Here is an 18,895-nt window from a genome sequence, read left to right as displayed (position 1 = left end):
ACCGCAATCTTATTTGCCAAGCGCACTCAAATAGGCTTGTGCATCGAGTGCAGCCTTGGCTCCGGAGCCCGCAGCAACGATGGCTTGCCGGTAATATGGGTCACAAACGTCGCCAGCAGCAAAGACTCCTTCGACATTAGTGGCTTGGTTCTGCCCCTCAACCTTGATGAATCCCTGCTCATCGAGGGCGATAGCGTCTTTAAAAATGGCTGTCTGTGGCTTGTGACCAATGGCAAGAAAGAAGCCATCAATGGGCAAATCGTAGGCCCGTTCTTCGCTTTCTCCCTTGCGATATACCACATGTGCGCCCTCAACACCAGCCTTTCCATATAGCCCAAGTGTGTTGGTTTCGTAGAGAATCTCAATGTTTTCGGCCTCTTCAACACGCCGTTTCATGGCCTCAGAAGCGCGAAGATAGGGCTTACGCACAATCATATAGACTTTCTTGCAAAGCCCCGAAAGATAGTGAGCTTCCTCACATGCGGTGTCACCACCACCCACAACGGCTACCGTTTTCTTGCGATAAAAGAAGCCATCACATGTGGCACAGGCACTAACTCCCTGTCCCATGTACTTTTGTTCATCTGGGAGTCCGAGGTATTTTGCCGTAGCTCCGGTGGCAATAATCACGCTATCGGCTTCTAATTCCATGCCCCGGTCGGTCGTAAAGACATAGGGCTTGCGAGAGAAATCGGCCTTGACAATCTCACCATCCCGCAGGTCTACGCCGAAACGTTCAGCCTGTTCGCGAAGCTCTATCATCATTTGATTACCGTCAACACCTTGCGGATAGCCCGGAAAATTATCGACAATGGTAGTTTGGGTCAGCTGTCCTCCGGTCTGCATACCGCAATATTCGACCGGTTGAAGGTTGGCCCTGCCGGCATAGATGGCTGCGGTATAGCCCGCAGGTCCACTGCCTATGATTAGACATCTGATGTGTTCCATATGCTGTCTCCTATATATAATAAGGTGTCTACGCTTTCAAGAGGGCTTCGATCTGCGCTTTGATGTGCTCAAACTTCTCGGTTGGCTCGAAACGCGCAACGACTTGGCCTTTCTTGTTGATTAAGAATTTCGTGAAGTTCCACTTGATATCGGGGCTTTCCTTATAGTTCGGGTCGGCCTCGGAAAGCATTTTTTCAAGGATAGGATAGATAGGATGGCTTTCATCCCAGCCTGCAAAGCCTTTTTGTTCCTTGAGGAATTGATACAGAGGTTCGGCATCTTCGCCGTTCACCTTGACCTTCTTGAAGCGCGGGAACGCTGTGTTATAGTTCAATTTGCAGAACTGATGAATGCTTTCGTCGGTGCCCGGAGCCTGCTGCCCGAACTGGTTACAGGGGAAATCAAGCACTTCGAAGCCCTGAGCATGATAGGTTTCGTAGAGCTTTTCCAGCTCTTCATACTGCGGAGTGAAGCCACATTGCGTAGCAGTATTCACGATTAACAACACCTCGTTGGCATACTCTTTCAGGGAAACGTCGTTACCTTTCCTATCCTTCACTGAAAATTCATAAACTGTTTTCATTTTCTTCTATTGCTAAAAAATATAATTTGTTGTCTGATACAAAGCATAAAACAAACTCAATGCCATTTTCTTGTGGTGGAAAATCTGTCATATGCCGTATTGCAAAGATAGCGAATTAAAACGGATTCGGGCACAACCGCCTTTGATGTTAACGCAAATTTAGATTTCATAGCCATGTGATAGCGGCCGAAAAATGGGCTTGGTGGCCGGCATTTCCACGGCTTTTGCCGGAAAACCTCAAAGAAAAAGGGAAATCCCTACGGCCGAATATGGAATTTACATTTGCGGGAACCGATGTCTATACTATCTTTGCTGCATAGAAAACATAAAGAAACATGAACCAAAAAACATTCTCATTATGAAACGATTTGCAACGATATTCACGGTAATCATCATGGCCATGCTGTCTATGACACTGGTTTCATGCGACGAAGATGCCGAGGTTGCCGCCTATCTCGACGGCACATGGCAAGGCAATGTGTTTGTTTCTTCCCGGTATAACGGCCGACTTTACAAGGCTGCAGAGACCAAAATAGAGTTCATCAGCGGCTATAATTCGGGTATGGGCTATTGGATTGACTACTACAGCAACGCTCCGTTCGACTATCAGGCCAATCATATCAGCTGGCGTGTCAGCAATGGTAACATCTATATTCGCTTTGAAGAAGAAGGTTCGGAGGTCGTTATCTACGACTACAGCTTAAGCAACAGCCGTCTTTCGGGCTACATATTGACGAGTGGCGGCACGCGGGCTGCCATCACACTTTACCACACTTCGTCGCCCAACTGGAACAGTTACCGATACGGTTACACGTCCTATGACGACGATTATGGCTATGCCAAGAGCCGTGCTACAGCTTCTGCGACAGAGAAACCGCAGCGAATATTTGTGAAATAAACAAGAATGAACAACGATTTTAATGAAAAACGAATATGAAACGACAACTAAGACACGGCATGCTGCTTGCCGTAGCAGCACCACTCTTCGCACTTACGGGTTGCGATTCGGGCGATACCTATTATGATTTCGGCTATCCGAGGACCACAAATAACGGCGGTAGCGGTGCAAATAACGATGACAGCCGACTCTATGAACTGGCCAATACGTTGCGAGGACATTGGAATGGCGCCATGAGATACGAATATACCGACGACAACGGTAAGCGTTCTATCGCTCAATTTGACGCACAAATGGAGTTTGATCAGTATGATGCGACGCGCTTAGAGGGCCGGGGACAGGAGATAGATGCCGCAACCGTGAACGGAAAAACGCAGACACAGACGCTCACTTTCACGTGGGCTATCGACGAAAGAACAAGCGATATCTACGTGGTTTACGACAATTCGCAGAAGAAATACCGCATTACTTTCCTGCAAAACAACGAGCTTCAGTCTTATCTTGACGGTAAACGCTTCGCCGGAACGATGATCGGCGTGAACAACAACGAGTTCATCGACTTTGAATTGAGCCGTTACAGCTATGCCAAACCGGCCAATGTGGTCTTCAGTCGCGCGGCAAATACGCGGGCAGCAGGCCTTGAAGTGGAGTATAAGTTGGTGAAAAGGTAGGGCTCACCCACCCTTAAAGGTAGGCCCACCCCTGACCCCTCCCAAGGGAGGGGAACCGAATTAGCGGACTATGGCAGTGTTGTTGGAAGCCGTAGAAAGCGAGTTGAGGCAGCAAGACTTTAAGTTTTAGTGACGAATGCATGCAATGCGCATGTAAGGACGCACGGTTCGTGCGTCTGCTCAAATGGCTATGCTTTGTTGATTCCCCCTCGTTGGTGTATGACATTGCTGCTTGAGCGGACGCACAAACTGTGCATCCCTACATGCCACAGGCGTTTCCGGCATACATAATCCATTGGATAGCGAACCTGTTTATGCCATATGGCATGTGCGTTGTACGCAACGTGCACACCATATCATTGAAGCTGTTTTGCAATATGGCCCATTTTAGCGCGCAAAGTCAGCCATTTTAGCGTGCGAAATGGGCTATATTGCGCGGTAAAATGGGTGAGATTGAAAGGCTAAATGTAAGTTGTTGATTATCAATGTGGCTGACACTGCGAACAGCTTTGGTCGCATGTAGGGACACACGGCTCGTGCGTCCGCTCAAACAATCATGCATATATGCTTTTATTTCCAATGGAGCAGACGTACAATCCGTGCGTCCCTACTTATCAACCCTGCCGTTTCCACCTTATTATATATATGGGGTGGAGCGGTCATGGGGCCTTTTGGGGACTGCTGTTTGGGGGCCGTTACTTCTCAGGAGCCTCAATGAGCACCTGTTTAAGCAGCTTCCAGAATGGTTCGATGGACGAGATTTGACAGCGTTCGCCTGCAGTATGCGGACTCCGAATGGTGGGTCCGAGGCTCACAACGTCCATGTTGGGGTACTTACCGAGGATAATCGAGCATTCAAGTCCGGCATGATCCACCTGCACAATAGCCTCTTCTCCGTTCTGTTCTTTGTAGATTTTCTTCAGCAAATGGAGGATTTCGCTGTCCGGATTGGGGTCCCAACCGCCGTAACTGGCACTGGTTTCCACTTTCATTCCAGCCATATTGAAGCAGCTTTCGAGCGTTTTCGTGATGTAGTCTTTCATGTCTTCGCGCGACGAACGAGCCAAAACTTGAAGCACAGCCTTGCCATCTTTGATGTTGATGATGGCCAGATTGCTCGACGTTTCCACCACGTCTGGGTAGGAAGGTATCATGCGAACGACGCCGTCATGGCAAGCATAGATGGCATCAATGAGATTGTCTTGGATCTCGACGGGCACTTCTTGCTTCGGTGTTTCAACCGTTTCGGTAAAGAATTCGATACCTTCCTCGATGTTTTTGTATTCATCTTCGAAGTCGGCCTGCCAGTCATTGACGAGCGCTTTCACGGCTTCAACGTTCTCTTTCGGCACGGTCAGCACCACTTCGGCCTTGAAAGGAATGGCGTTACGCATGTTTCCTCCGCTCCAAGAAGCCAGCCGGGCCTCGCATGTTTCAACGGCTTCGCGCACGAAACGCACCATGAGTTTGTTGGCATTTGCGCGTCCTTCGTGTATTTCCAAGCCCGAATGGCCACCCCTTAATCCCTTGAGTATGACCCTCAAAGCAGCGTCTTCAGGGTCTGTTTCCACCTCTTTATAGTCGAGAGTTGCAGTGATATTGATGCCTCCGGCACTGCCAATAACGAACTTACCCCACGTTTCTGAGTCGAGATTGAGCAGGATATCGCCGTTCAATTCGCCTGTGGGAAGGTCGTTAGCTCCATACATTCCGGTCTCTTCATCGGCTGTAATGAGGGCCTCAATTGGGCCATGTTGCAAGTCGGTTGCCTCCATAACGGCCATGATAGCAGCTACTCCCATGCCGTCATCTGCCCCAAGTGTGGTGCCTTTTGCACGCACCCAGCCTTCTTCATCAACGTAGGTCTCAATGGGATCTGTCTCGAAATTGTGCTTACTCTCGGGCGATTTCTGTGGCACCATGTCCATGTGAGCCTGCATAAGTACGGTCTTTCGGTTCTCCATTCCAGCCGTTGCAGGCTTGCGCATCACGACGTTGTTGCCCTTGTCTACATAAGCTTCGACACCTATTTGACGTGCAAAGTCGAGTAAGAACTGCTGTACTTTCTCCAAATGTCCCGATGGACGCGGCACTTTCGTCAGTGCATCGAAGTTTCGCCAGATGCACGTTGGCTGTAGATTTGCGATTTCACTCATCATATTATGGTTTAATTGGTTGATTATGTTCGTTGGATAGCGGTGTTACGTCGGGTGAATGCCAGCATAATCCAGGCGTAAAGGCCCAGCAAAACGACAAGAAGAGTCTGTACACTATGGACGATAAGTACAAAGAAAAGCGCCTGTGTTTCGGCCACACCGTATAGGATTAGCATTGTTTTTACAGCGAAATGCCACGGCCCTGCGCCGTTAGGTGTGGGCACAATCACAGCTATACTACCCACGATAAACGTTACAAGTGCACACGAAAGTGATAGACTTGAGGTGGCCGAAAAGCAGAAAAAGGTGAGGTAATAGTGCAGGAAATAGCTGCCCCAAATGGCCAAAGTGTAGAAGATAAACAGTGGAACATGGTGCACATCTTTTAGGGATACGATGCCTTGCCAGATGCCTTTTATTGTTCCGCGCACCTTGTCGATGATGCTCAGTCGGCGGAAAAGAACGTAGAGAAGAATGAGAACGGCAGCGCCACAGACTGCGGTTACGAGCCAACCTGCTGTAGAAAAGCTCGTAAAAAGGGTGTCGATGCGGGTGCCGGTCTTGGCAAAAAAGCGTGTGAAAACGGGGATTTGAGAGAGAAAGGTGAGCAGGGTGATGAGCAAAACGAGCAGCGAGTCGATGGCTCGTTCGGTCACAACGGTGCCTATGGCCTTGGGGAATGAAACGCCATCATAGTGCTTCAGTACGCCACAACGGGCAAATTCGCCCATTCGAGGAACCAAAAGACTGACGGCATAAGATAGGAATATGGAATAAACGGCAGTCGAAGTGCGGGGCTTTTCGCCAAGAGGTTCGAGCGTTTGTCTCCATCTCCAACCGCGGAAAGTCTGTGCCAATATGCCGAAAGGAAACGACAATAGCATCCAAAACCAGTTCATTTGGTGAAAGAGAACGTCGCTGATACGATTGAAATCAAAGCCACGATACATCCAATAAAGAATGGTTCCGCCAAGCAATAACGGCAGAACAATCTTGATAAATTTGGCAGATAGCGTTTTCACTTTCTATGGTTTAACGTTACAAAATTAGGTAAATCGCGCGGAATAACAAAATTATTTATCGGCAATTATTTGCAGTTTCAGTAATTAAAGCGTAATTTTGCAACCGTTGTTATATAGGTCTGAAACAGGTCAGACGTTTCTACCGGCTACCGAAATAGCCGTCTATGACAGCTATTATTAATGTAGGAACAAAACAAAACATGATGAATTCTTTTGGAAAGTACGCTGCACAGTATCCTCATTTGGTGCGTCTTGGCGTGCCCATCACTGTGGGGCAGCTGGGAACGATAGTCCTTGGGTTTGCCGACACGCTGATGATCGGCCACCATTCTTTGCAGGAATTGGCGGCTGCGAGCTTCGTTACGAATATGTTTACGCTTGCCCTTCTCTTCGGACTTGGCTTCTCTTACGGGCTTACTCCTATCATCGGACGACTCTACGGGCAGGGAAAAGCACATGAAATCGGCGTGGCTTTGAAGACCGGTTTGGCTGCAGGAGCCGTGTTGACACTGGCACTTATCGCCGTGATGAGCCTGCTTTTGTTGAACTTAAGCAACCTCGGACAACCCGAAGAGCTGCTGTCTTTGATGCGTCCCTACTTCATTGTGAACCTCGTTTCCATTCCTTTTGTCATCGGATTCAATACCTTCAAGCAATTCTTCGATGGCATTTCGAGGACTCAAGTGCCTATGGTCGTGATGCTTACGGGCAATCTTTTGAATATCATCGGCAACTATTTGCTCATCTATGGCAAGTTGGGAATGCCCGAATGGGGGCTCTTCGGAGCCGGTGTTTCGACCATGCTTTCACGCCTTTTCATGTGTTTGGTGCTCGTTGTGCTGTTCTTCAGGCGTCGAACAGCCTACAGAACAGGCTTCATGCAGGCGAAAGTAGGTCGCGAAGACTTTGTTTATCAGAACAAACAAGGCTGGCCTTTGGCCCTGCAGATGGGTATGGAAACCGCTGCTTTCAGTCTTTCGAGCGTCATGGTAGGCTGGATAGGCACTACAGCCTTAGCCGCCCACCAAGTGATGTTGACCATTAGTCAACTCGGATATATGCTATATTACGGTATGGCGGCAGCCGTTGCCATTCGCGTAAGCAACTATCATGGCCGGCAAGATTACGCATGTGCCGACACAACTGCAAGTGCCGGCTTTCAGTTAATCCTGCTGTTAGGCGTGGCAATCAGCGTGCCTGTCTTTGCTTTCCGCCATGTCATTGGCAGCTTATTCACAGACTCCGGCGATGTCATCAGCATGGTTTCCATGACCATTATCCCGTTTGTCGTTTATCAGTTCGGCGACGGTATGCAGTCCAACTATGCCAATGCGTTGCGCGGTTTGTCGAATGTCAAGCCGTTGGTTTATGTGGCTTTCTTGTCTTATTTCGTCATTACGCTGCCCTTGGGTTATTTTCTTGGCATCTATCTTGATGCAGGTTTGGTGGGCATTTGGAGCGCATTTCCCTTCGGTCTCACCGTGGCCGGCGTGCTTTATTGGCTCTGTTTCAGACGAACTTTGCACAAGGAGGCCTGTTTGATTTAGGTCAATAAAACGCGAGATATTGGCGTTTAAAGTCCGATTTGTTTGCGGGCACAACATAATCTGATTACCTTTGCATCGTAAAAATTTAAGGATAACAATTTAAGAAAGGTAAAAGATTATGGTAACATTAATGGTATTCGCCGTTGTTGCAGTGATGATTGCACAGGCAATTAACTTAGGCAGTAAGCTTCGCTAATAGCGAAGACCGCATTGAAAACGAAAAATTAATTGGTTAAACATAGTGAATGGCATATCAAGGAAAGTTCCTTGATATGCCATTTTTTCGTGTTTTATTTTGGAAGTTGACCGATATTGTTTAATTTTGTGACCCATAACACAGTATAAACCAATGAAATCAGTAAGACCGAAGAAGCATCTCGGACAGCATTTTCTCACGGATTTGAACATTGCGCGACGCATTGCTGACACCGTAGATGCTTGCCCTAAGCTTCCAATACTTGAAATCGGGCCCGGTATGGGCGTGCTAACTCAGTATTTAGTCAAGAAAGATCGCGAGGTAAAAGCAGTGGAAATAGACAGGGAATCGGTTGCTTTTCTGCACAAGAATTTCCCGAAACTGCATGACAATATTATTGGCGAAGACTTCTTACGTATGGATCTTTCCGAACTGTTTTTTGGCAAACCGTTCGTCTTAACGGGCAATTACCCCTATGATATTTCGTCGCAGATATTCTTCAAGATGCTTGATTATAAGGACTTGATACCTTGCTGTACGGGCATGATACAGCGTGAGGTGGCCCTCCGTATGGCCTCGGCTCCGGGCAATAAGGCCTACGGTATCCTGTCTGTTCTGATGCAAGCGTGGTATGATGTGGAGTATCTTTTCACGGTGGATGAGTCGGTTTTCAATCCCCCTCCAAAGGTTAAGAGCGCCGTTATCCGCATGACACGCAACCAAGTGACCGAACTTGGTTGCGATGAAAAGCTTTTTAAGCGACTCGTAAAAACTGTTTTCAACCAGCGAAGAAAGATGCTTCGCGTCAGCATCAAACAGATGTTCTCGAAAGAAAAGTCTGCGAGCGAAGCTTTCTTCACGCTTGATATCATGACCAAACGGCCCGAACAGCTCGGCATCGAACAGTTTGTGGAGCTGACAAATCTTGTGGAAAAAGAACTGACGACATGCAAATGAGCGATAAAGAACAGGCTTACGAGACCCTTTGCAGGCAGATATCGTCTCTCATCGAGGGCGAAAACAACTTGATAAGCATACTTTCCAATGTTGCTTCGGCCTTGCATTTTGCCTTTCCCGACCGCTTCTTCTGGACGGGATTCTATTTGGTTTGTGACACTGAATTGCAGCTTGGACCCTTTCAAGGTCCTGTGGCTTGCATGCATATCGGCCGTGGTCGCGGCGTGTGCGGCACGGCTTGGGCCGGAAACCGTACGCTTGTTGTCGACGATGTCGAGCGCTTTCCGGGCCATATCGCCTGCTCTTCGCTCTCCCGTTCGGAGATTGTTGCCCCGCTTCACAGGTCGGATGGCAGCGTTTGGGGCGTCATAGATATCGACAGCAAGGCTCATTCAGCCTTCGATAACACCGATGCTTGCTACCTTGAAAAGATTGCAATAATTTTGAATAAACAGTTGGAAGAATGAAAATTAATACCTAATTTTGTCGGAAAGAAATTAATATGAACCAATATGATAGACGTTAAAGCAACATTAAATGACGCGCAAGAGCGCATGGAAATGGCCGCAATGTATCTTGCCGAAGAACTTTCACACATTCGGGCAGGCCGTGCCAACACCGCAATCCTTGATGGAGTGCGGGTCGATTCCTATGGAAGTAAGGTGCCATTGAACCAAGTAGCCAACATTTCTACGCCTGATGCACGCACCATTGCCATTCGTCCTTGGGACAAGAAAGCCATCAAAGACATTGAAAAAGCCATCATGGACAGCGACGTGGGCATCACTCCAGAGAACAATGGTGAGGTGATTCGCCTTGGAATTCCGCAGCCGACGGAGGAGCGTCGCAAGGAACTTGTGAAGCAATGCAACAAGATTGGTGAGCGAACAAAGGTAGAAGTGCGCAACGTTCGTGGCGAATTGAAGGAGAAACTCAAGAAGGCCATCAAGGATGGATTATCAGAAGACCTCGAGAAAGACGCGGAAAACGACCTTCAAAAGGTTCATGACAAGTACATCAAAAGGATAGATGACCTGCTTACCGAGAAGCAAAAGGAAATCATGACCGTGTAAATAGCGATTTGAAAGGCTTAGTCATCAAGAACACCGGCAGCTGGTATACCGTCAAAGGTGACGACGGTAAGGTTGTCGAATGCAAGATTAAGGGCAATTTCCGCCTGAAAGGTATCCGCAGCACCAACCCGGTTGCCGTGGGAGACCGGGTGGAAATTGCCCTTAATCAGGCTGAGACAGCATTCATAACCCATATAGAAGATCGTCGCAATTACATTGTCCGGAAGTCGCAAAACCTTAGCAAACAGAGCCATATCCTTGCTGCCAACTTGGACCAAGCACTCCTTATTGTCACTGTGAATCACCCACAAACCGGCACAACCTTCATCGATCGGTTCCTCGCTTCGGCTGAGGCTTACGGCGTACCTGTCGTACTTGTGTTCAATAAATGCGACATATTGTCGGCCGACGAACGGCATTATCAGCGGCAGATGGTACGTCTTTACGAGACCATTGGCTATGAATGCCACGAGGTTTCGGCTGCCACGGGCGAAGGAATTGATATACTTCGGCCTTTGTTGCAGGGCAGAATAACACTATTGAGCGGTAACAGTGGGGTGGGGAAGAGCACGCTTATCAACCTAATCCTACCCGAAGCCGATCTCAAAACAGCCGAAATCAGCGACGCACACAACACGGGTATGCACACAACGACGTTCAGTGAGATGCTCGAACTGCCCGAAGGCGGCTACCTGATTGATACACCCGGCATCAAAGGTTTCGGCACTTTCGACATCGAACCCGAAGAGTTGACGAGCTATTTCCGCGAGATTTTCCACTTTTCCAAAGGCTGTCGGTTCAACAACTGCACGCATACGCACGAGCCGGGTTGCGCAGTTTTGAAAGCACTCTCTGAGCATTACATTGCTCAAAGCCGCTATCAAAGTTACTTGGGCATGCTCGAAGACAAAGATGAACGAAAGTATCGGGAGGCCTATTGAAAGCCAAGGCTCGGGTTATTCTATAGCAACTTATCTTAGAAATTGTAATATATTCTGTTTAATCCAATAAAATATCACTAAATCATGCGGTTGTTCTTACGTAAAATAATTGTTTATGTCCTACTTGTTGCTTTCATCGCCATCGGTATCTGGCTGATTTCAGATGTTCAAGTGCATGAAAAATACGGTGTGATACAGCCCATTTGCATCGGTATTCTTACGCTTTTATTCTTCGGTTTGGGTAGTTTGGTGATGCTTTACAGAGACATTCGCTCATTTTTTACCCACGAGCAATATCTTCAATTCACGGATGAGGCCTTGGTGATAGCAGGAGATAAGGTAGCATGGAACGACATACAAGGCTTTCAATTGTTGAAGATCAAAGGTTCGGATATTATCGCTGTAGTCTTGAAATCCCCCGAAACGGTTATCAATCGCTGTCAAAAACCATGGAAACGGTGGCTGATGAAGGTGAACTATAAGCATTTCGGTATGGTTTATTCGATAGCAGTGATCAACACAAACTTTACGAAAGACGAACTGTTTGCCTATTGTTGTCGTGAGTTAGACAGGCGACAGACCAGTTGATTTGGCTTTTCTTTCTTCCCTTTTTCATAGTACAATAAAACCGAAATGCACGAAAGTGTCTTGCCTTACGGTTTTATTTTTTCATCAATCATCTTTACTTTTGGGTCGTTTCAGCGTCAATAAAGCGAACAGACCCTAAAAAATGGACGAAAAAGCATTTGAAGAGACAGTCCGACATGTGCGGCCCGGCATTGAAAGTATAGCGCGGCGGTTCTTCGTTTCCTTGCAGATGGAGGACGAAATTGACGACGTTGTGCAGGAAGTTCTCATCGTGTTGTGGCGTCATTGCGGCCAAATTGAAGGGCTTAAAAACATGGAAGCGTGGGTCAATCGCGTTGCACGTAACCAATGTGTTACACATTTTCGACAACTCAAAAAGCATGAAAGAGTGGCGCTGAACGACCATTTCATGGCAACCGACACTGCTTCGGCCGGCATAGAAGACAAAGAACGGCTACGAATGGTAAGGCTTCTGTTCAACCGTCTGCCTAAGGCTACCCGGCGAATTCTCTATCTCAGGAATGTTGAAGGCATGACGTTAGACGAGATTGCTACAGTGTGCAATCGTCCGAAAACAAGCATCAAATCGTCGATAACAGCGGCGAAACGACAACTTATAACACAATTAAAGAAACAAGATAATGCAGATTGATATTCATAATAAACAAGAACGTATGGCATTGCTGCAGCGGTTCCGCGAAACGGAGACTACGGTTGCGGAGGAAAGCATGCTTGCCGACTATTTTAAACGGCACGAACCGGACGATGACGAGCGTGACGTGGCCTTGCTGTTGCATACGTTTAGCAACGTTCATGGCTTTGAAACGAGCGCGGAAGAAGACCTTGAAAGCGCGTATGAAGCCGTGGTTAGCAGCCGGCGGAAGGACCATCGGCGGACAATGTGGCTGTGGTTGACGGGCGTTGCGGCTGCTGTTTTGTTGGTGTTTGTGCTTGAACGGCATGCCATGGATATGGAAAATAGGGACGGAATCAAGCCGTTAGCCATGCAGATACGGTCGGTTTCGAACGCGACAATACCGTCATCGCGGGATTCCGTGATGCGACCTGTCGCTGAAAAAGACTCGGTTGCGATGCCAATAAGGCCCCGAAAGGCGTGGAAGACCCTACAGGAAAAGGAACAAGAGAAGCGTGAAAAAGCCATCAAACGACGCTTGACAACGCCTGAAATGATTGGGCAGATACGCTATTTGGCCGAGATTGCGTTGCAAGATGATGAAAGCATTGAGATAAGACCCATTGGAAAGGCGGCTTTGGTGTCTTCGACGGCCGAACCGGCAGGCCGGGTTTACCTCGCGTTTCCGCTTGACGATGAGGGCAACATGGAACTGTTGGCATTTGAAAACGAATAACCTTAAACACAAAAAATATGAAACGATTGATTTTAACAGCCATTTTTGCTGCCTTATTGGCTTCGGTGGGCAGTGCACAGACGACAAAAACCGCCGATAAATATATTGTTGACGGTAAGGAAGTGACCCATTTCGACGGTTCGCAACTTAAAGGTAAGATAATCTTAAACTACAACTTGGATTCCACACTCACTGGTGTTGTGCATCAAATCAAAACGAGTGACGGGTTGAAAAACGACATCGACAAGGCCCGACATTGGAATTTTTACGTTCAAAAGAAGCCGGGCAAGCAGTTCAAAGGTAAGTTTCAAATCAAGAATCCCTATGTCGGTACGCCGATATACGTGGTAGATGGTGTCGTGAAAAAAGACGGATTGGTGGGCATTAGCCCTGATCATATTGTATCGGTAACGGTGCATAAGCCCGGTTCAAAGGTGGCATTGGACTACGGAAACGATGGAAAGAACACAGTGGTTGTTGTCACTACGGGAGAGAAAGCAGTCCCCGTTTATGTTGTGGCCGGTAAGATGATGTCGGAAGAAGAGGCAAAAAAACTTTCATCCGACCGCATTAAAAATATCGTAGTCGCTAAGAAAGGCTCAAAAGAAGCCGTAAAACTGGGCGGTGAAAAGCAAGGAAATCAGCATGATTATATTTCCATAGAATTAAAATAAAGCGCATGGTAGTGACCATGACGTGCGCCTTGCGGGTTTTTAGTCTTCCCGCAAGGCGTTTTGTTTGGCTAAGATTGAAAAGCATAATGATTTGATTTGAAAGCAAAGCGAATAAGAGCGAAAACGGAAAACAATGCCTTCAGATTGCATTTTATAAGCAATAAATTCGTCATCAAGCGGTATTTTTTATAAATTTGCACCATATATATTGGAGAGTTATGGCCAGAAGGCTGTCGGTGAGCACGTTATCAAGTAATAATCATCGGCAGACACGGCGGAAAGAGATGCCGATTTGGCAGTCGGTCTTGCCCGAACCTCCTTCAAACTTTCGCAAGGTTGAACCTATTGAGACAAGATAAATTTATGAAAAGAACGCTCTTTTGTTTGCTTTTCTCCATGATTTCGCTCGGCAGTTTTGCCCAAATGACAGACAGCCAAGTGATGCAATTCTATCAGAGAGAGCACAAAGCAGGAACCTCCAACGGTCAGATTGTGACCAAACTCATGCAGCGTGGCGTGCAGATAGACCAGATACGGCGCATCAGAAACCAATACCAAAGCCAAAATCAAACAATGGCTGGTAATACAACTCCGACTTCTTCGACCGGTGTTTTGCGCAATAATAACAGCACAAACAAGCAGAATTTGACGTCGGGGAACATGGTATTGGACAAGACTTCGCAGGAAACGACACAGCAACAATACGTGGAAGTGCAGCCCAACATTGATGAACGTGCCGAGGAGGTACTCTCTCCCGGAGGCAAGAAAGTGTTCGGTCGTGATATATTCAACAACAAACTGCTGAGCTTTGAGCCCAACATGAACATCGCAACTCCCACGAATTATACCATAGGGGCAGGCGATCAGGTGGTCATTGAGATTTATGGTGCCTCGCAAAAGACCGAGACATTGACCGTTTCACCAGAAGGAACGGTGACCGTTCCGGGTTATGGTCCGATTGCTATCAGTGGTATGTCGGTGGCAGCGGCCAATGAAAAGATACGGCGAACGCTTGGTTCTCGCTACAACAGTAGCCGCATCAAGGCCTCGGTAGGGCAGACACGGACCATCATTGTCAATGTGATGGGCGAGGTGAAAGTGCCGGGTACCTATACGGTTAGTGCGTTTGCGAGTGTCTTCCACGCCCTTTATATGGCCGGAGGCATCAATGGTTTGGGCACGTTGCGCAACATCAAGGTGTTCCGTAGTGGCCGTTTGGCGACGGTGGTTGATGTGTATGACTACATTCTCAACGGCAGATTGACGGGTAATATCCGCCTGCAAGACAACGACGTTATCGTGGTTGGGCCTTACGATTGCCTTGTAGATGTGAGCGGTTCTGTGAAGCGTCCGATGACATATGAGATGAGAAAGAACGAGAGTGTGGCTTCTGTTATCCGCTATGCTGGTGGATTTGCGGGTAATGCTTACAAGAAATCGGTACGCTTGTTGCGCTCAACGGGTCGCGAAAAGTCGGTATATAACATCGGAGAATTCGACATGAACAACTTCCATGTGGCCGATGGTGATGTGCTTTCCGTGGACTCTATACTCGACCGTTACGCCAATATGGTGGAGGTGAAAGGGGCTGTTTTCCGTCCGGGGTTATATCAATTGGGCAGAGAAATCAACAGTGTCCGGTCGCTGATTCAGCACGCCGAGGGGGTCACGGAAGATGCTTTTACTGCTCATGCCGTGCTGCATCGCTTGAAAAAAGACCGCACATTGGAGGTCATTGCCGTTGACATTGCGGGCATCATGAACGGCACCGTGGCCGATATTCCATTGCAAAATGAGGATGTACTCTTTGTTCCTACGCAGAGCGATCGCACCATTTCACGTACCATTACCATTCATGGAGAGGTGCAATATCCCGGGATTTATCAGTTTGCAGACAACGAAACGATTGAGGATTTCATTATGCAAGCGGGCGGATTGACAGATGCTGCGTCTACGGTAAAGGTGGATGTGGCTCGCCGTATCATTGATCCTGTAGCCACGACTTCGCCGAAAGAGATTGCAAAAACGTTCAGTCTCACGTTGAAAGAAGGCTTCGTTATTGATGGAAGTGCAGGCTTCAAGCTCCAGCCTTACGATGAAGTTTATGTCAGAAGAAGCCCGGGCTATCAGCCACAACGCAATGTTTCGGTAGTCGGAGAGGTCGTTTTCGGAGGCTCTTATACTTTAAATAATAAGAACATGCGGCTGAGTGCACTTGTCAAAATGGCCGGAGGCCTGTCACCTGAAGCCTACGTTCGCGGGGCAAGAATAGAGCGCCGGATCAACGACGAGGAGCGTATTCGCATGAAATCCGTCATGCGTGTGGTCAACAATCAAGGTGAAAAAGATTCTATAAACACGGCACTTCTCGACTCGGCAGAGACCTATTACGTGGGCATAGAACTGGATAAAGCGTTACAAAATCCCGGTTCCAATTATGATATTGTGCTACGTGAAGGTGACAAACTAATAGTTCCTGAATATAATGGAACCGTGAAAATCAGTGGTGATGTCATGTATCCTAATACGGTAGCTTACGAAGATGGCAGGTCATATAAGTATTATATCAATCAAGCGGGAGGCTTCGGAACACGCGCAAAGAAGTCAAAAGCTTTCGTTGTTTACCAAAACGGAACCGTCAGTATGGCCGGGAAGCGTAAGATAGAACCCGGCTGTGAGATTATCGTCCCAAGTAAACCGAAGTCCACGGGCAATGGTCTTGCCGGCGTTCTCGGCATCGGGACGAGCCTTGCTTCATTGGCAACGATGATTGCTACGATAGGAAATCTCATAAAATAAGCTGTGATTACACTTTTATATTATAAAACACAAAGCATGAACGAAGAAAATTGTCTACAAGATAATCCACTGACCGACGCGGAAGAGGCTTCCATCGACTTCAAAGCTATGTTTGGAGCCCTTAAAAAGCATTGGAAAAGTTATGCGATAGGGCTACCTGTGGCTCTCATTATCGGCGTGGTCTATGCGAAGTCGTTGCCTGCATACTACGAATGTCAGGTGACATTGGCCCCCGAATTGTCCTCGGCCGGGAGTTCAAGTGGCTCGTTAAACTCGCTTGCTTCCTCGTTCGGAGTGAAAATTGGCAGCGGCTCGGGGAAGGACATGGACGCAATTACGCCCAACTTATATCCCGATTTGATGAACTCAGTCGACTTCAAAGGCAGTCTGTTCGACATCAAAGTGCACCGCAAAAACAGCAATAAAGTGATGACTTATTACGACTATCTGCGCTATTATCAGCAGACACCGTGGTGGAATAGACTGTTTGCAGGAACGGATACTATCAGGGCAGAGAAGCTCAATACGTTTATGTTGACCAAGCAACAGGCGGCCGTCATGAGGGCTATCCAGCAGAATGTGACTTGCGATGTGGACAGTAAGACGGGAGTAATCAGCATCAGTGTGACCGACCAAGACCCGTTGATAGCGGCCACTATGGCTGATTCCGTGCAGTCACGCTTGCAGGAATTCATCACGAAATACCGCACGAACAAGGCACGACATGACTTGGAAAGCACCAAAAGACTCTGTATGGAGGCCAAGCAACGCTATGAGAAAGCACGCCAACTTTACGGGGCTTTCAGCGACAGTAATCAGGATTTGATACTTGAAAGCGTGCGCAGCAAGCAGCAAGATTTGGAGAACGACATGCAATTGCAGTTCAATACTTACAACTCTTTGGCTGCCAATCTGCAGTCGGCCTACGCGAAAGTGCAGGAAGTGACGCCTGCTTTCACGACGCTTCAGAGCGCGACCGTGCCTCTGAAGAAAGCCGGTCCGCATAGCAGTCGCATCGTTCTGGCATTTCTCTTTGTTGCTTTCCTCGGCGTAACTATACATGCGTTGTGGAAAGAAAAGCAGCTGAAAGCACTGTTCGGTTTATAATATCATCGCAACAAGACATTAATCACTCAATAGGAAATGCATTCTACGGAAATATTCTTTTTGGTCGGCTTCATCATCTTCATTGCCGCCATTCTCATTCTCGATATGTTGGTCATCGACCGCAAGGCCCATGCCGTTTCCATCAAGGAAGCCGGTACGTGGACGGCAGTCTGGATAACCCTCGCTTTGGCCTTTTCTGCTTTCCTTTGGTACTATGGAGATATGGTACACGGCATTCATAATTTCGCCGATTTGCAGGAAGTCGCCTCGCGATATGCCGCCCATCTCAAGCTCGACCCCAATGATTTCGAGGGCAGTTTAGAGCGTTATCGCCACTATATGACCATTGCCTATATCTCCGGTTACCTGATAGAAAAGACGCTTTCCGTAGACAATCTCTTCGTAATGATGATGATATTCACTTCCTTCGGCGTCAAGAACACAGAGTATCAGCACGTGTTGAACTGGGGCATTCTGGGCGCCATTGTGCTGCGATTTGTCTTTATCTTTGCTGGAGCTGCCATCATCAACCGCTTCGATTGGGTGCTGATTGTCTTCGGAGTCGTGTTGATTTACAGTGCGTATAAGATGTTCCGCGACCGCAACAAGCAAGAGGAAATCGACGTGCAGCAGCACCCGATGGTGCGTTTTCTCTCGAAACATTTCCGCGTTTATCCCCATTTTGCCGGCGACAACTTCTTTGTTCGCGCCATCAAGAGAGGCAACGACTATACCTTAGCGGGCAAGGGAACAAAGGGATTGCTTTGCATGACGCCGCTGTTTGTCACGGTGCTCGTAATAGAATTCAGCGATTTGATATTCGCATTTGACAGTATCCCCGCCGTATTCTCAGTGACGCTCGACCCCTACGTAGTCTTCTTCTCCAACATTTTCGCCATTCTCGGCCTGCGGGCCATGTTCTTTCTGCTGGCTGCCATAGCCGACAAGTTCCGCTATCTGAAGCCCGGCGTCAGCGTGTTACTGCTCTTCATCGGCGTGAAATTGCTCATTCACGGCTACATAGAGATTGATGCCGTGTGGTCGCTCGGCGTCATCGTGGCCGTACTCGCTGTCAGCATTGCCGCCTCACTGCTCATCAAAGAGAAGAACGCTTAGCAAATCCCCATTCCAAGATACCTTTTTTCGTTACAGAGCAAGTGTGCGGCGAACTCCGCCGCACACGATAATGTCTTTATTCTGTACAGAGATAAACAGTTTTTCTATACGTGAGAAACACTCATTCTATACACAGTAATCAGAGTTCCAAAGCTTGGAACGCACAGTTCCACCGCTTGGAATTCACAGTTTCAACGTTTGGAACGCACAGTTCCACCGCTTGGAATTCACAGTTTCAACGTTTGGAAC

The 18,895-nt window shown here is 47.8% G+C and carries 18 protein-coding genes and 1 riboswitch; of the genes, 14 read left to right on the top strand and 4 right to left on the bottom strand.

Going from position 1 to position 18,895, the window contains the following annotated elements; all coding sequences use genetic code 11:
* Nucleotides 1-9: 9 nt before the first annotated feature.
* Both trxB and HMPREF9944_RS06165 read right to left on the bottom strand, forming a co-directional pair.
* A complete protein-coding gene (gene trxB / locus HMPREF9944_RS06170; RefSeq protein WP_008565225.1) occupies nt 10-948 on the bottom strand; it encodes a thioredoxin-disulfide reductase in 939 nt (312 codons plus the stop codon).
* 28 nt (nt 949-976) lie between these two features.
* Complete coding sequence (locus HMPREF9944_RS06165; RefSeq protein WP_008565223.1) at nt 977-1,531, bottom strand: glutathione peroxidase; 555 nt, start codon at nt 1,529-1,531, stop codon at nt 977-979.
* A gap of 358 nt (nt 1,532-1,889) precedes the next feature.
* On the opposite strand from HMPREF9944_RS06165, the gene HMPREF9944_RS06160 reads away from it, so the two are divergent.
* Both HMPREF9944_RS06160 and HMPREF9944_RS06155 read left to right on the top strand, forming a co-directional pair.
* Nucleotides 1,890-2,429, top strand: a complete 540-nt coding sequence (locus HMPREF9944_RS06160; RefSeq protein WP_008565222.1) for a lipocalin family protein — start codon at nt 1,890-1,892, stop codon at nt 2,427-2,429.
* A gap of 35 nt (nt 2,430-2,464) precedes the next feature.
* Nucleotides 2,465-3,100, top strand: a complete 636-nt coding sequence (locus HMPREF9944_RS06155; protein WP_008565221.1) for a hypothetical protein — start codon at nt 2,465-2,467, stop codon at nt 3,098-3,100.
* A 695-nt stretch (nt 3,101-3,795) separates the two neighbouring features.
* On the opposite strand, the gene HMPREF9944_RS06150 is transcribed toward HMPREF9944_RS06155, so the two are convergent.
* Nucleotides 3,796-5,256, bottom strand: coding sequence for an aminoacyl-histidine dipeptidase (locus tag HMPREF9944_RS06150; RefSeq protein ID WP_044113493.1), 1,461 nt, complete (start codon nt 5,254-5,256; stop codon nt 3,796-3,798).
* A gap of 23 nt (nt 5,257-5,279) precedes the next feature.
* Entirely contained in the window at nt 5,280-6,278 is a 999-nt protein-coding gene (locus HMPREF9944_RS06145; RefSeq protein WP_008565218.1) for a lysylphosphatidylglycerol synthase transmembrane domain-containing protein, read from the bottom strand.
* Between the two features lie 89 nt (nt 6,279-6,367).
* Nucleotides 6,368-6,463: riboswitch (purine riboswitch) on the top strand.
* A gap of 15 nt (nt 6,464-6,478) precedes the next feature.
* On the opposite strand from HMPREF9944_RS06145, the gene HMPREF9944_RS06140 reads away from it, so the two are divergent.
* From HMPREF9944_RS06140 to HMPREF9944_RS06085, 12 genes are all read left to right on the top strand, one after another.
* The gene (locus HMPREF9944_RS06140; RefSeq protein WP_019966766.1) at nt 6,479-7,825 is read left to right on the top strand and encodes an MATE family efflux transporter; all 1,347 of its coding nucleotides are present in this window, start codon (nt 6,479-6,481) and stop codon (nt 7,823-7,825) included.
* Nucleotides 7,826-8,174: 349 nt separating this feature from the next.
* Nucleotides 8,175-8,978, top strand: coding sequence for a 16S rRNA (adenine(1518)-N(6)/adenine(1519)-N(6))-dimethyltransferase RsmA (gene rsmA, locus HMPREF9944_RS06135; protein WP_008565216.1), 804 nt, complete (start codon nt 8,175-8,177; stop codon nt 8,976-8,978).
* Nucleotides 8,969-9,445, top strand: a complete 477-nt coding sequence (locus HMPREF9944_RS06130; protein ID WP_008565215.1) for a GAF domain-containing protein — start codon at nt 8,969-8,971, stop codon at nt 9,443-9,445. Before rsmA ends, HMPREF9944_RS06130 begins: the two co-directional genes overlap by 10 nt.
* 45 nt (nt 9,446-9,490) lie before the next feature.
* The gene (gene frr / locus HMPREF9944_RS06125) at nt 9,491-10,051 is read left to right on the top strand and encodes a ribosome recycling factor (protein WP_008565214.1); all 561 of its coding nucleotides are present in this window, start codon (nt 9,491-9,493) and stop codon (nt 10,049-10,051) included.
* An 8-nt stretch (nt 10,052-10,059) separates the two neighbouring features.
* Nucleotides 10,060-10,992, top strand: a complete 933-nt coding sequence (gene rsgA / locus HMPREF9944_RS06120) for a ribosome small subunit-dependent GTPase A (protein WP_008565213.1) — start codon at nt 10,060-10,062, stop codon at nt 10,990-10,992.
* A gap of 84 nt (nt 10,993-11,076) precedes the next feature.
* Nucleotides 11,077-11,580, top strand: coding sequence for an STM3941 family protein (locus HMPREF9944_RS06115; protein WP_008565211.1), 504 nt, complete (start codon nt 11,077-11,079; stop codon nt 11,578-11,580).
* Between the two features lie 142 nt (nt 11,581-11,722).
* Nucleotides 11,723-12,232 (top strand): RNA polymerase sigma factor, encoded by a 510-nt coding sequence (locus tag HMPREF9944_RS06110; protein ID WP_008565209.1) that lies wholly within the window; start codon nt 11,723-11,725, stop codon nt 12,230-12,232.
* Nucleotides 12,222-12,950 carry a hypothetical protein gene (locus HMPREF9944_RS06105; protein ID WP_008565208.1) on the top strand — a complete coding sequence of 243 codons (729 nt, stop codon included), beginning with the start codon at nt 12,222-12,224 and terminating at the stop codon, nt 12,948-12,950. The genes HMPREF9944_RS06110 and HMPREF9944_RS06105 overlap by 11 nt, the downstream gene beginning before the upstream one ends.
* A 17-nt stretch (nt 12,951-12,967) precedes the next feature.
* Nucleotides 12,968-13,624 (top strand): hypothetical protein, encoded by a 657-nt coding sequence (locus HMPREF9944_RS06100; RefSeq protein WP_008565207.1) that lies wholly within the window; start codon nt 12,968-12,970, stop codon nt 13,622-13,624.
* A gap of 363 nt (nt 13,625-13,987) precedes the next feature.
* Nucleotides 13,988-16,423 (top strand): SLBB domain-containing protein, encoded by a 2,436-nt coding sequence (locus tag HMPREF9944_RS06095; protein ID WP_008565206.1) that lies wholly within the window; start codon nt 13,988-13,990, stop codon nt 16,421-16,423.
* A 36-nt stretch (nt 16,424-16,459) separates the two neighbouring features.
* Entirely contained in the window at nt 16,460-17,530 is a 1,071-nt protein-coding gene (locus HMPREF9944_RS06090) for a GumC domain-containing protein (RefSeq protein WP_008565205.1), read from the top strand.
* Between the two features lie 36 nt (nt 17,531-17,566).
* Nucleotides 17,567-18,646, top strand: a complete 1,080-nt coding sequence (locus HMPREF9944_RS06085) for a TerC/Alx family metal homeostasis membrane protein (protein ID WP_008565204.1) — start codon at nt 17,567-17,569, stop codon at nt 18,644-18,646.
* Nucleotides 18,647-18,895 lie beyond the last annotated feature (249 nt).

Origin of the sequence: Segatella maculosa OT 289, from assembly GCF_000243015.1 — a bacterium.
In the GTDB taxonomy this organism is placed as follows: Bacteria; Bacteroidota; Bacteroidia; order Bacteroidales; family Bacteroidaceae; genus Prevotella; species Prevotella maculosa.
Note: the sequence above shows the minus strand (reverse complement) of the source record. Positions and strands in the feature narration are given on the sequence as shown.

Bases quoted from the DNA above. Each gene is read 5' to 3' on its own strand.
- HMPREF9944_RS06140 (WP_019966766.1), top strand. From the start codon at position 6,479: ATGATGAATTCTTTTGGAAAGTACGCTGCACAGTATCCTCATTTGGTG.
- HMPREF9944_RS06090 (WP_008565205.1), top strand. From the start codon at position 16,460: ATGAACGAAGAAAATTGTCTACAAGATAATCCACTGACCGACGCGGAA.
- HMPREF9944_RS06095 (WP_008565206.1), top strand. From the start codon at position 13,988: ATGAAAAGAACGCTCTTTTGTTTGCTTTTCTCCATGATTTCGCTCGGC.
- HMPREF9944_RS06150 (WP_044113493.1), bottom strand. From the start codon at position 5,256: ATGAGTGAAATCGCAAATCTACAGCCAACGTGCATCTGGCGAAACTTC.
- HMPREF9944_RS06085 (WP_008565204.1), top strand. From the start codon at position 17,567: ATGCATTCTACGGAAATATTCTTTTTGGTCGGCTTCATCATCTTCATT.
- HMPREF9944_RS06105 (WP_008565208.1), top strand. From the start codon at position 12,222: ATGCAGATTGATATTCATAATAAACAAGAACGTATGGCATTGCTGCAG.
- HMPREF9944_RS06130 (WP_008565215.1), top strand. From the start codon at position 8,969: ATGCAAATGAGCGATAAAGAACAGGCTTACGAGACCCTTTGCAGGCAG.
- HMPREF9944_RS06100 (WP_008565207.1), top strand. From the start codon at position 12,968: ATGAAACGATTGATTTTAACAGCCATTTTTGCTGCCTTATTGGCTTCG.
- HMPREF9944_RS06160 (WP_008565222.1), top strand. From the start codon at position 1,890: ATGAAACGATTTGCAACGATATTCACGGTAATCATCATGGCCATGCTG.
- HMPREF9944_RS06110 (WP_008565209.1), top strand. From the start codon at position 11,723: ATGGACGAAAAAGCATTTGAAGAGACAGTCCGACATGTGCGGCCCGGC.
- rsmA (WP_008565216.1), top strand. From the start codon at position 8,175: ATGAAATCAGTAAGACCGAAGAAGCATCTCGGACAGCATTTTCTCACG.
- HMPREF9944_RS06115 (WP_008565211.1), top strand. From the start codon at position 11,077: ATGCGGTTGTTCTTACGTAAAATAATTGTTTATGTCCTACTTGTTGCT.
- frr (WP_008565214.1), top strand. From the start codon at position 9,491: ATGATAGACGTTAAAGCAACATTAAATGACGCGCAAGAGCGCATGGAA.
- HMPREF9944_RS06155 (WP_008565221.1), top strand. From the start codon at position 2,465: ATGAAACGACAACTAAGACACGGCATGCTGCTTGCCGTAGCAGCACCA.
- trxB (WP_008565225.1), bottom strand. From the start codon at position 948: ATGGAACACATCAGATGTCTAATCATAGGCAGTGGACCTGCGGGCTAT.
- HMPREF9944_RS06165 (WP_008565223.1), bottom strand. From the start codon at position 1,531: ATGAAAACAGTTTATGAATTTTCAGTGAAGGATAGGAAAGGTAACGAC.